Raw genomic sequence first — 14,776 nt, 5'->3', positions numbered from 1 at the left:
CAGCGCAAGCCCGTCCATCTTTCATGCCAGCACCTCCGCGATGGTGAAGCGGACTTTATCGCCTGGCAGCAGTGTCGTGCTTGGTGTCCTGGCTGGATCGAACAGCACCATGTCCGAGCGCCCGATCAATTGCCAGCCGCCCGGCGACGTGGCCGGGTAGATGCCAGTCTGCTCGCCGCCGATGCCCACTGATCCGGCCGGCACCGCGAATCGCGGCTCGTGCCGCCGCGGCGTGGCCAGGCTTGCGTCGAGTCCGCCCATGTAGGCGAATCCGGGCTGGAAGCCGAGAAAGAACACAACGTATTCACCGGCCGCATGCCGCTCGACCACTTCGCGGGGCGAGTAGCCGGTGTGCCGCGCCACGTTTTCCAGGTCCGGTCCCGCCTCGCCGCCGTAGCGCACCGGGATCTCGACGACGCGGCATGCTGTCTCCTCGGCCGGGGCTCGCGCCCAAGCGCCGCGCAGCTGTATCGCCAACCCGTCCGGATCGGCATGTAGCGGGTCAAATACCAGGGTGACGTTGTTCATGCCAGGTACCACGTCCAGCACATGTGGCCAGTCGCGTGCCATCCGGGCCACATGCCACACGCGCTGCTGGTACGCGAGCGTGGCCGGCGGTGGCAGCTCGCACACCAGTGCCTGATCGCCCAGCGGGAAAATTCTTGGTGCAGTCATCATTGATTCGCCTCCATAGCCATGCATTCTGGTGAAGGGGACGCGTATCCGCGCGTGCCTCAGGCATATTTTTATCTCGTATTGTCAATAAAATATAGAGAATTTATCAATAAGTGTTTTCACGAGACATTGCCGAGCGTTTGTCCGCCGCTATACTGGGGGCCCTGCAACGAACCACGGTCATTTGGCATGATCCGCACGCCAACGAAGATTGTCTCGTCAGAACACCTCATGTCTGAAACCAGCGCGGAGCTGTCTGAGTTCGAGTATGGATTGATCCTGGCTAGCCACGCGTTCGATCGTTGGATGGTGCGCTGTATGTCCGCGGCGGGCGCCAAGGACATGACGGCAATCGAGGTGTCGCTGCTGCATCATGTGACACATCGCGAGCGCAGGAAGAAACTGGCGGATATCTGTTTCGTGCTGAACATCGAGGATACGCATGTGGCGACGTACGCGCTGAAAAAGCTGGTCGCGCGCGGTTACGTGGCCAGCGAGAAATCCGGTAAGGAGGTGTTTTTTTCGGCGACTGAGGCCGGCCGCGAGCTTTGCCTGAAGTATCGCGAGGTGCGCGAGAGTTGCTTGATGGTGACGTTGGCCGAAGCCGGCCTGGACAATGCGCAGATCGGTGACGCCGCGCAGTTGCTGCGCACCGCGTCAGGCCTCTACGATACGGCCGCGCGCGCCGCGACGTCGCTCTGAGCGCGTCGGGCGGCGATCAATAGCAGAGCGCGTCTGTGACGATAACGTCCAGCGGCAAATCGTGCGCTTCGTGCGGCAGTGAGTCCGCCCGCGAGCATTCATAGGCGATCCCCACGGTGACCGGCGGGCCCGCGCGCGCCGGCCAGGCGGCCAGCGTCCGGTCGAAATAGCCGCCGCCGTAGCCGAGCCGGTACCGTGATGCGTCGAAGCCAACACATGGCGCTAGCAGCAGGTCCGGTACGACGCTGACTTCGTGCGCCGGCACGGGAATCCGATAGCGCCCTTCTTTCATCGGCGAGTCGGGTGTCCACGCGTGGTAGGCCATCGGCGCGTGCGGCGCGACGATAACCGGTAATGCTGCCCGCCGCGCGGCGTCGCCGCTCAGCCAGTGCGCGACCACGCGTCGCGCGTCGAACTCTGCAGCAACCGGCCAGAACAGGCCCACGCAACGCGGCGCATACCGCTGCAGCACATCAGCCAGGCGCACCGCCAATTCGACGTCGGCCTGCGTGCGCTGCGGCGTGCCGGCGAAGCGCTCGCGTTCGGCCAGCAACCGGGCGCGCAACGCCGTCTTCAGCGACGATCGCGTTGCGCTTTCTTCGCTCAGCAGTCCTGGCTCGCGTGCTATGCTTTTTATCACTGGCAGAGTCCTTGTTTAAACGTGAAAAAGAAGATACCCGTGCGCGTTCACCGAGTATATCGTGCGGTCACAGGCGCGTTGACGGCGGCGCTCTTTGTCGTGTGCGGCAGCGCTTTTGCGGTACGGTCGCTACCTGGCGCCGTGCCGTCCGATCCGGACCAGATATTCGTGCAGCTTCGTGAGGCGGCACGCAGGAACGACGCGGCCGGCGCTGCACGGCTGGCGGCATTGATTCCCGATTATCCCGCTGCATCGTATCTGACGTACTTCCAGATCAAGCCCACGTTGTTCGATGACCAGGGCCACGCGCGTGTCGATGCGGATGACGCACCGGTGCTCGATTTCTTGTCGCGCTACGATGGCCAGGCGATTGCGGAGCGGATGCGCAGCGATTACCTTGCGGTGCTCGGCGCGCGCCATGATTGGCGCAATTTCGACGCCCAATATGCGCGGTTTGTGCTCGACGACGATACGCAGATCAAATGCTACGCGCTCGAGTCCAAGGCAGCACGGCGCCAGGATGTCGCCGATGCGGCGCGTGCGCTGCTCGTCGAGCCTAAATGGTATGGTGACGGCTGCATCGACCTGATCACCGATTTGGCGCAGCGCGGCCAGTTCAGCGCCGATGACGTATGGGCGCAGATTCGGCTGGCGCTCGAGCAAGGCTACTCGAGTCTGGCGTCCAAGTTTGTCGAGGCGCTCGGCAGCGACCGGCCCGATTCAGTGCTGTACGAGCAGGCGACGTCGTCTCCGCCGCTGTATCTGGCGCGCGGGATGGCGCCGAATACGCCGGCACACCAATTGGCGTTGGTCGCGATCACGGCGATGGCACGCAATGATCCCGTGCTAGCCGCGACGACCTTCGCGTCGGTCAGTGAAGCGCTTACCCCCCAGGAGCGGGCGCTTGGTTGGGGAACAATTGCATACCAGGGCGCCATCAAGCGGCTGCCGGCGGCCGCGCACTGGTACCGCCTGACGACCGGTGCGCTGTTGAGCCCGCCGTCTTACGAATGGCGGGTGCGCAGTGCATTGATGGTTGGCGACTGGGCCATGGTGCGCTGGAGCATTGAGCAGATGCCGCCGAGGTTGCGCGCGCAGCCCGCGTGGGTCTACTGGCATGCCCGTGCGCTGGCGCAGGCCGGCGACAAGGAAGCTGCAGCGCAGGAATACGAATCGATCGCATCGCAGTTCCACTTCTACGGTCAATTGGCCGCGGAGGAACTCGGCCGCAAGACGACGGTTCCACCGCGCACCGAGGTCACCGATGCGGAAGTGGATGCGATGAGCAAGGTGCCCGGCTTCGCGCTTGCGCAGCGCTTTTATGCGCTGAACCTGCGTTTGGAAGGCAATCGCGAATGGAATTGGCCGCTGCGGCCGATGAGCGATCGGCAGTTGCTCGCCGCCGCCGAGTATGCGCGTCGCATTCAACTGTACGATCGCGCGGTAAACACTGCGGAGCGCACGCAACTGCAGCACGACTTCACGCTGCGCTACCTGTCGCCGTTCCGCCAGACGGTCGAGCGCGATGCACAGCGCACCGGGCTGGACATCGAATGGGCATATGGGTTGATGCGACAGGAATCGCGCTTCATCATCAACGCACGCTCTGGCGTCGGCGCGAGCGGCTTGATGCAGCTGATGCCGACCACCGCGCAGATGGTTGCCAAAAAAATCGGCCTGGGCAGGCTCTCGCGTGCGCAGATGAACGACATCGACACGAATATCCTGCTCGGCACAAACTATCTGTCGATGATCTACAATCAGTTCGACGGCTCGGCCGTGCTCGCGACGGCTGGCTACAACGCCGGCCCCGGCCGGCCGCGCCAGTGGCAAAAGAGTCTCAACCGGCCAGTGGAGGGCGCGATCTTCGCGGAAACCATCCCGTTTTCAGAGACGCGGGATTATGTGAAGAACGTGCTGTCGAACACGACCTACTATGGCGCGTTGTTTGAGGGCCAGCCGCAGTCGCTGAAGGCGCGCCTGGGCGTGATCCTGCCCGCGCCGTGACGAATCAGCGTGCACGAGCGTGGGTAGCGCGCGTCGTGTTCACGTCGGGAGGCGAATTATGCGACAGACGAGCGTCGTCGTGCTTGGCGCGTCTGGGTTCATCGGCCGCTATGTCGTGAACGCGCTGGTTCATGCGGGCAAGCGGGTCGTCGTCGCGACGCGCCGGTGTCAACATGCCGCGCATCTGACGCGGCTGCCGGTCGACGTGGTCGAGGCCGATGTCTATCCAGAGCGTGGCGCTGCTGTATCTGATCGGTGCGACGTGCGAGGCGTACTACAGCGCAAAGCGTATGATCGGGAAAAGTGAACGGCTGATGAATGTATACGCAGTGGGTGGCGCCATCCGCGACGAGTTACTGGGCAAACCGGTGCAGGATCGCGACTACGTGGTGGTCGGGGCGACACCCGAGCAGATGATAGCGCAGGGCTTTCGCCCCGTCGGCAAGGACTTTCCGGTATTCCTGCACCCGCGCACGCAGGAAGAGTACGCGTTGGCGCGCACGGAGCGCAAGACGGCAGCCGGCTATCACGGGTTCCAGTTTTTCTATGCGCCGGATGTGACGCTGGAGCAGGACCTGGCGCGGCGTGATCTAACCATTAATGCAATGGCGCGGGCGGTGTCGTCCGATGGCACGCTGCACGGGCCCGTGATCGATCCGTTCAACGGCCAGGCGGATCTCCAGGCGCGTGTGTTTCGCCATGTCAGTGACGCGTTCGCCGAGGACCCGGTGCGCATTCTGCGGGTGGCGCGCTTTGCCGCGCGCTTCACCGATTTCACCGTTGCGCCGCAGACACTGGCGTTGATGCGGCAGATGGTCGCGGCGGGCGAAGCCGATGCGCTGGTGCCCGAGCGCGTATGGCAGGAACTCGCGCGCGGTTTGATGGAGGCCGAGCCCTCGCGGATGTTCGATGTACTGCGCCAATGCGGTGCGCTGGAGCGCGTGCTGCCCGAAGTGGCGAGGCTGTTCGGTGTGCCGCAGCGTGCCGACTATCATCCGGAAGTCGATACCGGCGTGCATGTGATGATGGTGATCGACTATGCGGCGGCGCGGCACTATGCGCTGCCGGTACGCTTTGCCGCGCTCACGCACGACTTGGGCAAGGCCGACACGCCATCCCATGTGCTGCCACGCCACACTGGACATGAGGCGCGTAGCGTCGAGCGCATCCTGCCGCTGTGCGAACGTCTTAGGGTCCCCAACGATTGCCGCGATCTGGCGGTGTTGGTAGCGCGCGAACACGGCAACGTCCATCGCGTGATGGAGATAGGGGCGGCCGCGCTGGTACGTATGCTCGAGCGCAGCGACGCGCTGCGCAAGCCTGCGCGGTTTGCGCAGGCGCTGCAGGCCTGCGAGGCGGACTTGCGCGGGCGCCTGAATTTCGTGTCTCATCCTTATCCTCAGGCCGAACGACTGCGCGTCGCGCTGATGGCCGCTCGCGGCGTCGACGCCGGCGCCATCGCGCAACGCACGGCCGGCGAGCCGGCCCGCATTAAGGAGGCCGTGCATATGGCGCGTGTGCGGGCTGTCGAGTGTGCGATACGCGAGGGCGCACGGTAGCGTGCCGGCGGCTATTCCGGGGCTTTCACTGGTTGCAGCGACACCCAAGCTTGCTATGCTGTGCCGCGCCGCCGCGTAATACACGCGGTGCTTAGCGCGGACGGTCCGGTGCGCTCGTTGCCGAGCTGTTCCCCGCGCACATCCGTCCGACCGTGCTGCCGGTCGCCTACAGATGTTCGACCAGGAAAGTCAGCGTGCGCCCATGTGCCAACGCGGCTGCGCGTTGCTGGTAAGTTGCGCGATGCGTGCAGTTGAAGCCGTGGTGTGCGCCTGGGTACAGATGGAATTGGGCATTGTTCCGGCCCGTGAAGCGCTCCTTTACCTGACCCACCGCGGATAGCGGGATATTGGCGTCCTCCTCGGCATAGTGAAACAGTATCGGCACATGCACCTGTGCCGCGCGGTCCAACTGGTTCTGGATGCCGCCGCCATAATAGGCGACCGAGGCGTCCACCGAGCCGTGCGCGGCCATGTTGTAGGCGAGCAGCCCGCCGAAGCAGTAACCGATCGCGGCGATCCTGCCATCTTGTTCCGGTAGCGCGCGCAGCGCCTGCGCGGTCGTGGCGAGGTCCTTCAGCGTCTTGCCAAAGTCGACCTGCTGCATCAGCGTGATGCCCCGGCTGCGATCCGCGTCTTCATACCCGAGCTCGACTCGCGGCTCGCTGCGCCAGAAAATGTCCGGCGCCAGCACTACGTAGCCGTCTGCCGCGTACTGGTCGGCCACTTCGCGGATGTGCTGGTTGACCCCAAAGATCTCCTGGATCAGTACGATCCCGGGCCCCTTGCCGGTGTGCGGGAGCGCGAGATACGCCTGGAACGTTCCGTCGTCGGTGGCAATGTCATGCCATGTCGAATGCGTAGTCACGTTGATTTCCGAGTCGCTAAAAAGAATCGAATGGAAAGAATTGGTCAGTGTGCCACCATTTCAATTGCTGCGCGCGCATCGCCGGTGCATTGCGTTGCGGCGGTGACCGGAATGAATCATGTCAAAGTATTCCCCTAAATTAATTTGATGGCCGACTCACAGTCCGATGCGTTTCAGGCCCCGCGGCCCGACGACGGCGACCAGCGCTGCGCACAGCGCGACAATCGATAGTCCAATCGGTAGCGTCGTGGCTTGAGCCACGCCACCGATCAGCGCAGGGCCCACCAGCAATCCCACATATGCCATTCCCGCAACACGTGCCAAGCCCTGCGCTGCGCGCACGCCTTTGACGTTGGCCGCCGCGGCAAACAGTACCGGCATCATGTTCGCCATGCCGAGTCCCATTAACGTGAAGCCGATCAGCACGATATACGGGAAAGGCAGCAGCAACGCGATCACCATGCCGGTACAGGCGAGCAACGCGCTCATGCAGACGAGTTGGGGCGCGCCGAGACGGGCGCGGATCCAGTCGCCCGCGAATCGTGCGACGGCCATGCCGGCTGAAAACGACGCGTACGCCGTACCTGCAAAAGCGGGGCTGGTCAGTACGATGTCGCGCATATAAACAGTCGTCCAGTCGTACATTGCACCTTCGGCGATTAGCGCGATCAGCGCGACACTGCCGAGCAGCGCCAACTCACGCGAGCCGCTGTGTGGCTTGCCCGGCGGCGGATGCCTATTCTCGGCGACATGCGGCAACACGCGGCCACGCGCCGCGAGTAGGACCGCGGTGGCTATCAATGACACTACAGCCATATGCAGTTCAGGGGCAATACCTAGGCCAAGCAACGCCGCACCGGCAGCCGCCCCGCCCATGCCGCCGATGCTCCACATGCCGTGCAACGACGACATGATCGGCCTGGCAGCAGCGTTCTCGATCGCACTGGCTTCGGCATTCATTGCAACATCGATGGTGGCCATCGTGACCCCGAACAGTGCAAGCATGGCCAGCAGTGCAATATAGGAAGGCATGGTGAGCACGAGCGACGCACTGACTCCCATTGCGGGGCCGGTAATCAGGTACGCGCGGCGTGTACCCACCTTCGCGAGCCATGGCCCGACACACAGCATCGCCGCAATCGAACCGCCGGCCACTGCAAGTGGCGCGACGGACAATTGTGCGGCGTCCAGTGCGAATTTGTCGCGTACCGTCGGTATGTTTACGCCCCACGACGCGTACAGCATGCCGCTCACGAAGAAGACCGCCATCGTCGCGATGCGCGCGCGCCATAGTGTCGAGCGCGGCAATCGCCGCGCGGTGGAGGAGGGCGACGTGGCAACCGGGTCAGGCACATTCGAAGAGTATTGATCGGACACAAGCGAACCCCGCGGCGAGCCCGCCGAATGGGGCGGCGCCGAGCTGAAGTGAACGGGACCGCGTCCAGCGCGCGGCAAGACCACTCATTTTAGCGAACGCTTGATACCCGCGTCGCCAGCGAGCCGTTAAGATCATTGCGTGCTGTGCTGTGCTGTGCTGTGCTGTGCTGTGCTGTGCTGTGCTGTGCTGTGCTGTGCTGTGCTGTGCCGTAGGCCCAATGCCGGAGGGGGAAGACACAGCAGAGGATGCCTGCCGCAGGTACCACGCGGGAACGGAATAGGACTCGTCGCCCGTGAGCGGCGGTAGCGTGACTGATCGAGGTGATTCTTGAACATCCCTGTAACTGCTCCGATTCATCTGCTGCACGCCCAACCGGTGGGAGTGCTGGCGACGCATGCTCGCCAATCAACAGGATTTCCATTTCCGACGGTTTTGTCCTACGCGTTGGATGCGCACCATCGTCCGGTTGTCCTAGTCAGTCGTCTGGCAGAGCACACGCGCAATCTTGCCGCGGATTCGCGCGCGGGTTTTCTCGTCTACGATCCCGCAGTTGACGTGTCGAACACCGAACGGGTCACGATCGTCGGGCGGTTCGAGCCGACCGATGAGACAGGGGCGACGCTGGCGCGTCGATATTTGCGTTATCACCCAGAGGCTGAGCAATATTTGGCGCTGGGCGACTTTGTGTTTTACGTGCTCAGGCCGCAGCGCATCCGCTACATCGGCGGATTTGGCGCAATGGGATGGCTGGACGCCGCGCAATGGGATGGTTTGCCTGCACTTGCGGAGCACGAAGAGCAGGCGTTGATCGACGCATTGACGCCGAGCGACGCGGCAGCACGCGGTTTCCGCCTGCTTGGGGTCGATCGCTTCGGCGCGGATTGGGTGCAACACGGCTGCCGTGCACGTGTAGCGCTGAACGAGCCGCAAAACGATCTGGAGGCGTTGCGTGCGGCGCTTGCCGCCGAACTGCGTCAACTCGGCTGACTGCCCGGACGGTGGCGCGTTCGCTACACGAAATTATTTGAAACACGAACGCGTGCGCATTCTTCTGCTGAAAGGGTTAAACCCGACGTATTAATTAATCTGACCATTCGTCGTCAGTAGAATAGTGCCTCGCTTCCTTGCGGTCAGGAAAAGTCTGGACTAGTCAATACGCGAGGGCCCACGCTTTAGCGGTTTATCAAATAAAATCGAACTCGAATGTCGATTGCCATGGTCTCCGGATGATTGTTGATCAGTGGTCACTGCGTTCGCCGCTGTAATAGGCAGTCGCGCGAGCATATTTTTGTAACATGACGTCAATCCAATGCTGAATCTGTATATCAACTATTTGTCTCAGTCGCATTTTGTGTTAAATTCACCCGGTACTATTCCGAGGTGATCTCTATTGGAGCGACTTAACGGGCGCAGAACCGAGTCGTGTCTACTATCCAAGGACCCCTATGTCATCGTACAAAGAGCTTCTTGCACAGCGTGAAAAGCTGGAAAAGCAAATCGAAGAGGCAAAGGCCAAAGAGTTTGCTGAAGTTGTCAACGACATCAAACAAAAGATGGCCGATTATGGTATTACACTGGCTGATCTCGGCTTTGGCCGGGGCAAGCTGGCGAAGGCGGGACGGCCTCGTGCAGGTGTGGCGCCGAAATATCGCGACCCTGCTAGTGGCAGCACTTGGTCGGGTCGTGGCAAACCGCCGAAGTGGATTGCTGGAAAGAATCGGGATCAGTATTTGATTCAGCAATAAGTCAGGAGGCCGCGCAAGCGGTTATAGCGAGGGTGTGCCGAACCACGGATCGCCCACAAAGAGAAGGCCGTGTGCCCGACAAGGGCCACTGGCCTTTTTTATTGCTGCGTCTCAAACCGTGCCGGGCGCAAAACTGTGCCGGACGCGAAACTGTGTCGGATGCGAAACTGTGTCGGATGCGAAACTGTACCGGACGCGAAACTGTACCGGACGCGAAACTGTACCGGACGCGAAACAAGCCGGGCGTCAAACCATGGTGGATTCAAAACCATACCGGCTGCGTACTCTGACGGATACTGCGAAATGGCGTGTGATAGCCCTGCAGCGTGTTGCAGACGTGGAATGAGAATGCGTCACATCATCGTAAACTGATGATTTTATTCTGAAAAATCGTGAGAGCGGCGCGAACCAGATTCGGCTGATAAAATAGCCATCCAATCAATGGTCTTCGCCGCCCTGATCTATTTTTCATGACCGCTCCGTTGCCCGAGCGCCAAGTCGTCGCACAGAAATCCACATTGGTGAGCATCGTACTCAATACGGTGCTGATGATGACGCAGATCGTGGTCGGCGTGCTTGCCCATTCGCAAGCGCTGGTTGCCGACGGGGTGCATTCGCTGGCCGACCTCGTGTCTGACTTCGTCGTGCTGGTTGCCAATCGGCACAGCGGGGCCCACCCGGACGCCGATCACAACTACGGCCATAGCCGCTACGAAACCGTTGCTTCGCTTTTTCTGGGTAGCCTGCTGATCGTCGTGGGCATCGGCATGATGTGGCGCGGCGCGCAGCGCATCGCCGATCTCGATGGCATTCCGCCCGTGCATGTGTCCGCGCTCATCGTCGCCGTGGCGGTGTTGTTTTCCAAGGAATTACTGTTCCGCTATATGTTGCGCGAGGCGCAGCGGGTGCGTTCGGCGATGCTGGTGGCCAATGCATGGCATGCTCGATCCGATGCCGCGTCCTCGCTCGTGGTTGCGGTCGGCATCGTCGGCAGTCTGGCGGGCTGGCGGTGGCTGGATCCGATCGCGGTAGCCATCGTCGGCTTCATGATTGTCCGGATGGGCTGGATTTTTAGCTGGGATGCGCTCCAGGACTTATCGGACCGAGCGTTGGACGAACAGACGACACGTCGGATCCGCGAAATGCTGCTATCGACACCTGGCGTACAAGGGGTGCATGAACTGAGAACGCGCAAGATGGGCGATGCGGCATTGGTCGATGCTCATATTCTCGTAGAACCTCGAATCACCGTTTCCGAGGGGCACTATATCGCAGAGACGGCCCGTTTGCGTGTGCTGAAGGAGCCGCACGTGCTTGATGCGTTGATCCACGTTGATCCGGAGAGCGACGATGAGCGCATCGCGTGGGAAGCGTTGCCGCCGCGCGATCAGTTGCGCAAGAATCTGGAGCGCGAACTCTTCCCTCACGGCGTGCAGTTCGTGTCGTTCGACATCCATTATCTGCGGCACGGCGTCGAGCTTGACTTGCTGCTCACACCGGGCAGCGGCGCGCAAGCCGGTGGTGACCATGACTTAACTCAGGCGCTCGATCTCGATGCCGTCGCCCAGCGTCTCGGCGTGTGCCAGATCCGGCTGCAGCAGAGGGTTGGTCCGGCTGCGGTGCACGCGACGACCTAATGTGCACACCGTATCAAAGCGGCAATTGCGTGTCGAACTTGATTTCCCGCAGTACGATGCTGGTGTGGACTTGCGCGACGGCTGGAATCGTGAAAATGCGCTCGTGCAGGAACGTGTCGTAAGCTTTGATATCGGCTGCAACGATTTTTAGGATGTAATCGGCCTCGCCCGTCGTGCTATAGCATTCGGTGACTTCCGGGCAGGTCGCGATTTCCCGCTCAAATTGCTCCACGCCGCCCTCGGTATGGCGCGTCAAATGGATATGGGCGAGCGCGCACATAGGTAATCCGAGCTTTTCCCGGTCGAGCAACGCAGTGTAGCGCTGGATCACCCCCGACTGCTCCATTTCCTTGATTCGTCGCCAGCACGGCGTACTCGATAAACCGACTTGATCGGAAATTTCCTGTACCGAGCGGCGCGCATCGAGCTGCAGCAGGCGCAATATCTTTTGAGAAAACGCATCGAGTGCCAAGAGTGCCTCCCTTTAGCGCGTTTCTATTTCTTGAATGGTAGAGAAGTCGCGAATAAAACGCAATTCGTATCGGTTGTATTGAGTGACTTGGTCTCTGTCCAGTCTACTTGCCGCGGCACTTTTACTCATAGTGCCCATATTCGCCGCGTTGGCGTGCGGGCCGGCGTTTTTGCGATTGGCAATTGTGTGAGTCGAGCGGCTCCATTAGACTGCGCGCGCTCGCAACAAAAACTTTTTTACGCTCTTATCATGCGCGTCGTGCTGGTGGCCAATACGCTGTGGTCCATTGTCATCTTTCGTCCAGGGCTGCTGCGCACGCTGGTTGGAATTGGGGTTGATGTCGTCGTGATGGCGCCTGTCGACGATACGTTGCCACGTGCACGCGAACTGAACGTGCGGGTCATCCCGCTGGAGCTGTCCGCGAAAGGCACGAACCCGCTGCACGATCTCGGGTTGGTGCGCACGCTCGTGACGCGCTACCGTGCGCTGAAACCGGACCTGGTGTTCCACTACACCATCAAGCCGAATATCTATGGTTCGATCGCGGCCAAGTTGGCTGGCGTGCCGTGTATCGCCGTGACCACCGGACTTGGCTACGCGTTCGTGAATACCAATCTCGTCGCGCGCGTGGCCAAGGTGCTGTACCGCTTCGCTTTTCGTTTCCCGCGCGAGGTGTGGTTCCTTAACGGTGACGACCGGCAGGACTTCGTCGCGCAGCGACTGGTCGATCCGGTCAAGACGCAGGTGTTGCCCGGCGAGGGCATCGACCTCGCCCATTTCGCGCCGCGTGCAGCGGGCATGCCCGACGGCAAGGTGCGCTTTCTGCTGATCGCCCGCATGCTGTGGGATAAGGGGGTTGGCGAATACGTCGAGGCCGCCCGCCTTGTCCGCGCGGTGTATCCGCAGGCGGTGTTCCAATTGCTCGGCGCGACCGACGTTGCCAATCCAAGTGCGATCAGTGCCAAGCAGATGCGCACGTGGGCCGCCGAAGGCGTGGTCGAGTACCTCGGCACGACGCAAGACGTGCGCGATATCATCGCGCGCGCTGATTGTCTCGTATTGCCGTCCTATCGCGAAGGCGTGCCTCGTACGCTGCTGGAGGGGGCGGCGATGGCCAAGCCGCTGGTGGCGACGAAGGTGATCGGGTGCCGGGAAGTCGTAGTCGACGGCGAAACCGGACTGTTGTGCGCGCCCAGGGATGCCGCGGACCTGGCGCGCAAACTTCAGCACATCATTGAAATGGGGCCAGACGCGCGCGCGACCATGGGCGCGCGCGGGCGACGAATGGTTGAGCAGCGCTACGACGAACGGATCGTCATTGAGCGCTATCTAGAAGCGATGCAGCGGATTGGATTGAGGATCACTGACATGCCGGTAGCGTGACGGCTGGCGGCTTAGGGGCTCAAAGGCCGCCGCCCTGTTGTCCGGGTTCCGTTTCGGACTCCGCGGGGCCTGCCGTTGGGTCGAGAGGCGTTGCTTTCGCGAGTCCGTCGTTCGTTGTCTCCGCCAGCCATTGGGCATGCGCCGCCTGGTGGACGCGCAACTCCGACAGCATGTTGCAAAACAATGCCCCCTGCTCGATCGCATCGTCGAGCGCCACATGCGTGTGCGGATGGGCGTCGAACCAGTGCTTCGGCAGTCGCGGCTTGATCGCCTTCCGGTAAGGCAGCCCGGTCATTGCAAACGCCAGCGTCTTGATGTCTAGCGCCGACCAGGAAAACGGGCAGCGGCCAGCAAAGCGCATCATGTACCAGAACATGAACGTGAAGTCGAAGCCGGCCGGATAGGCCACGAAGACGGGCTTGCCGGGTAAAGCCTCGACCCAATCGACATAGGCGGGCAGTGCTTCTTCGGGCGCGCGCGTATCTGTACGGCATGCTGCCCAAGCGTCGGGTTGCGTTTTCCACCACGCGTCCTGAATCGGATGCGCAGACGCGCCGGGCAGCGTGTCCAAGTTGGCAGAGAACGTTGCGATCAGTTGTTTGTCCGCGGTATAGGCCGCTGATGCGAAACTCAGCATTGAATGCGGGCCGGGAATTGGGCCGTCAGCCTCGATATCAGTGCTGACATAGATTTCGTCCATTGAGTATCCGGTTAACTGGCAGTAATGTGGTCCGCCACGTATGGGTTCGTGCGCCGCTCGTCGCCGAAGGTCGACATCGGACCGTGTCCGGGGACGAAGCGTACGTCGTCACCGAGCGGCCACAGCTTCTTGCGGATCGACGAGATAAGATCTGCATGATTGCCGCGCGGAAAATCTGTCCGCCCGATCGATCCCGCGAACAGTACGTCACCGACCAGCGCAAGTCGATGTTCGCGGCTGAAAAAAACCACGTGTCCCGGCGTGTGTCCCGGGCAGTGAAGGACCTCCAGTATCTCATTGCCGAACTGCACGGTATCGCCATCGTGTAGCCAGCGGTCCGGCTCGAACGCTTGCGCCGCCGGTAGGCCGAAACGCGTGCTCTGCTGCGGCAGCAATGCCAGCCAGAATTGTTCATCCGGATGCGGTCCTTCGATCGGCACGCCGTAGTAGCTTGCCAATGCACGGGCACCTGCGCAATGGTCGACGTGTCCGTGCGTCAACAAAACCTTTTCTACGCTCGCGCCGTGCTTTTGCACCTGCGCCTGGATCAATTCCAGATCTCCTCCCGGATCAACAATGGCGGCGCGTTGAGTCTGCTCGCACACGAGCAGCGAGCAGTTCTGCATGAAGGCAGTGACGGGAATCAGCTTGACTTGCATTGGGTTCGGAAGCGCACTGAACGGCTTGGCTGAATGAAGGCAACATTGTAGTCGTCATGTCCCGATCCGCGCATCCGCGCATCTGCACGTTCGCCTGGCCGCAGTAGCGTACTGCGGAAAATGACGATCTGCACTAATCGGGTATAATGGCCGGCATGCACCTTAATTGTGCATGCCAAGTCGGACGCCCCTGCACCATCCGGCGGAGTAGAAAAGGGCGCCGTCCAATAACAACGCCGCGTACGAAACGCGGTGGCATCCAGCATTGCAAGTCGGTGCGACACGTTCCATCCGGTTGGGCGCGGGGCGCCTGATTCCCGGCGTAGCCCGGCACCGGTACGGAGCCTTCACCGC

Annotated in this window: 15 protein-coding genes; 8 read left to right on the top strand and 7 right to left on the bottom strand. The window is 61.6% G+C overall.

Annotation, left to right across the window (positions count from 1 at the left end; translation table 11 throughout):
- Nucleotides 1-21 precede the first annotated feature (21 nt).
- Nucleotides 22-675 carry a 5-oxoprolinase subunit PxpB gene (gene pxpB / locus KQH55_RS13435; protein WP_076787574.1) on the bottom strand — a complete coding sequence of 218 codons (654 nt, stop codon included), beginning with the start codon at nt 673-675 and terminating at the stop codon, nt 22-24.
- Between the two features lie 189 nt (nt 676-864).
- Here pxpB and KQH55_RS13430 point away from each other — a divergent pair, with 189 nt between their 5' ends.
- A complete protein-coding gene (locus KQH55_RS13430) occupies nt 865-1,377 on the top strand; it encodes a winged helix DNA-binding protein (RefSeq protein WP_076785936.1) in 513 nt (170 codons plus the stop codon).
- Between the two features lie 16 nt (nt 1,378-1,393).
- On the opposite strand, the gene KQH55_RS13425 is transcribed toward KQH55_RS13430, so the two are convergent.
- Nucleotides 1,394-2,017, bottom strand: a complete 624-nt coding sequence (locus KQH55_RS13425; RefSeq protein ID WP_076785937.1) for a 5-formyltetrahydrofolate cyclo-ligase — start codon at nt 2,015-2,017, stop codon at nt 1,394-1,396.
- A 33-nt stretch (nt 2,018-2,050) separates the two neighbouring features.
- Between KQH55_RS13425 and KQH55_RS13420 the strand changes: the two genes are divergently transcribed.
- From KQH55_RS13420 to KQH55_RS13410, 3 genes are read left to right on the top strand one after another with little or no spacing between them, the layout of a single operon-like run.
- On the top strand, nt 2,051-4,024 hold the full coding sequence (locus KQH55_RS13420) for a lytic transglycosylase domain-containing protein (protein WP_235091475.1): 1,974 nt from the start codon (nt 2,051-2,053) through the stop codon (nt 4,022-4,024).
- A 58-nt stretch (nt 4,025-4,082) separates the two neighbouring features.
- Nucleotides 4,083-4,331, top strand: a complete 249-nt coding sequence (locus KQH55_RS13415) for an NAD-dependent epimerase/dehydratase family protein (RefSeq protein WP_076785938.1) — start codon at nt 4,083-4,085, stop codon at nt 4,329-4,331.
- 7 nt (nt 4,332-4,338) lie between these two features.
- Nucleotides 4,339-5,583, top strand: coding sequence for a multifunctional CCA addition/repair protein (locus tag KQH55_RS13410; protein WP_076796531.1), 1,245 nt, complete (start codon nt 4,339-4,341; stop codon nt 5,581-5,583).
- Nucleotides 5,584-5,749: 166 nt separating this feature from the next.
- Here the strand turns inward: KQH55_RS13410 and KQH55_RS13405 are convergent, their stop codons facing one another.
- Nucleotides 5,750-6,448 carry a dienelactone hydrolase family protein gene (locus tag KQH55_RS13405; RefSeq protein WP_076785940.1) on the bottom strand — a complete coding sequence of 233 codons (699 nt, stop codon included), beginning with the start codon at nt 6,446-6,448 and terminating at the stop codon, nt 5,750-5,752.
- Between the two features lie 156 nt (nt 6,449-6,604).
- Nucleotides 6,605-7,825, bottom strand: a complete 1,221-nt coding sequence (locus KQH55_RS13400; RefSeq protein ID WP_373566396.1) for an MFS transporter — start codon at nt 7,823-7,825, stop codon at nt 6,605-6,607.
- 328 nt (nt 7,826-8,153) lie between these two features.
- On the opposite strand from KQH55_RS13400, the gene KQH55_RS13395 reads away from it, so the two are divergent.
- From KQH55_RS13395 to KQH55_RS13385, 3 genes are all read left to right on the top strand, one after another.
- On the top strand, nt 8,154-8,813 hold the full coding sequence (locus KQH55_RS13395) for a HugZ family protein (protein ID WP_076796528.1): 660 nt from the start codon (nt 8,154-8,156) through the stop codon (nt 8,811-8,813).
- 458 nt (nt 8,814-9,271) lie between these two features.
- Complete coding sequence (locus KQH55_RS13390) at nt 9,272-9,571, top strand: H-NS family nucleoid-associated regulatory protein (protein WP_041753907.1); 300 nt, start codon at nt 9,272-9,274, stop codon at nt 9,569-9,571.
- A gap of 470 nt (nt 9,572-10,041) precedes the next feature.
- Nucleotides 10,042-11,208, top strand: coding sequence for a cation diffusion facilitator family transporter (locus KQH55_RS13385; RefSeq protein ID WP_235091362.1), 1,167 nt, complete (start codon nt 10,042-10,044; stop codon nt 11,206-11,208).
- A gap of 13 nt (nt 11,209-11,221) precedes the next feature.
- Here KQH55_RS13385 and KQH55_RS13380 read toward each other — a convergent pair whose 3' ends face one another.
- On the bottom strand, nt 11,222-11,680 hold the full coding sequence (locus tag KQH55_RS13380) for an Lrp/AsnC family transcriptional regulator (RefSeq protein ID WP_076785944.1): 459 nt from the start codon (nt 11,678-11,680) through the stop codon (nt 11,222-11,224).
- A gap of 249 nt (nt 11,681-11,929) precedes the next feature.
- On the opposite strand from KQH55_RS13380, the gene KQH55_RS13375 reads away from it, so the two are divergent.
- On the top strand, nt 11,930-13,063 hold the full coding sequence (locus tag KQH55_RS13375) for a glycosyltransferase family 4 protein (protein WP_235091361.1): 1,134 nt from the start codon (nt 11,930-11,932) through the stop codon (nt 13,061-13,063).
- A gap of 19 nt (nt 13,064-13,082) precedes the next feature.
- On the opposite strand, the gene KQH55_RS13370 is transcribed toward KQH55_RS13375, so the two are convergent.
- The gene (locus KQH55_RS13370) at nt 13,083-13,763 is read right to left on the bottom strand and encodes an exonuclease (RefSeq protein WP_076785945.1); all 681 of its coding nucleotides are present in this window, start codon (nt 13,761-13,763) and stop codon (nt 13,083-13,085) included.
- An 11-nt stretch (nt 13,764-13,774) separates the two neighbouring features.
- Nucleotides 13,775-14,422, bottom strand: coding sequence for an MBL fold metallo-hydrolase (locus KQH55_RS13365; RefSeq protein ID WP_235091360.1), 648 nt, complete (start codon nt 14,420-14,422; stop codon nt 13,775-13,777).
- Between the last annotated feature and the right edge of the window lie 354 nt (nt 14,423-14,776).

The organism is Mycetohabitans sp. B3 (genome assembly GCF_021498065.1).
Taxonomy (GTDB): domain Bacteria; phylum Pseudomonadota; class Gammaproteobacteria; order Burkholderiales; family Burkholderiaceae; genus Mycetohabitans.
Note: the sequence above shows the minus strand (reverse complement) of the source record. Positions and strands in the feature narration are given on the sequence as shown.

Bases quoted from the DNA above. Each gene is read 5' to 3' on its own strand.
- pxpB (WP_076787574.1), bottom strand. From the start codon at position 675: ATGACTGCACCAAGAATTTTCCCGCTGGGCGATCAGGCACTGGTGTGC.
- KQH55_RS13430 (WP_076785936.1), top strand. From the start codon at position 865: ATGATCCGCACGCCAACGAAGATTGTCTCGTCAGAACACCTCATGTCT.
- KQH55_RS13415 (WP_076785938.1), top strand. From the start codon at position 4,083: ATGCGACAGACGAGCGTCGTCGTGCTTGGCGCGTCTGGGTTCATCGGC.
- KQH55_RS13410 (WP_076796531.1), top strand. From the start codon at position 4,339: ATGAATGTATACGCAGTGGGTGGCGCCATCCGCGACGAGTTACTGGGC.
- KQH55_RS13390 (WP_041753907.1), top strand. From the start codon at position 9,272: ATGTCATCGTACAAAGAGCTTCTTGCACAGCGTGAAAAGCTGGAAAAG.
- KQH55_RS13385 (WP_235091362.1), top strand. From the start codon at position 10,042: ATGACCGCTCCGTTGCCCGAGCGCCAAGTCGTCGCACAGAAATCCACA.
- KQH55_RS13375 (WP_235091361.1), top strand. From the start codon at position 11,930: ATGCGCGTCGTGCTGGTGGCCAATACGCTGTGGTCCATTGTCATCTTT.
- KQH55_RS13370 (WP_076785945.1), bottom strand. From the start codon at position 13,763: ATGGACGAAATCTATGTCAGCACTGATATCGAGGCTGACGGCCCAATT.
- KQH55_RS13365 (WP_235091360.1), bottom strand. From the start codon at position 14,422: ATGCAAGTCAAGCTGATTCCCGTCACTGCCTTCATGCAGAACTGCTCG.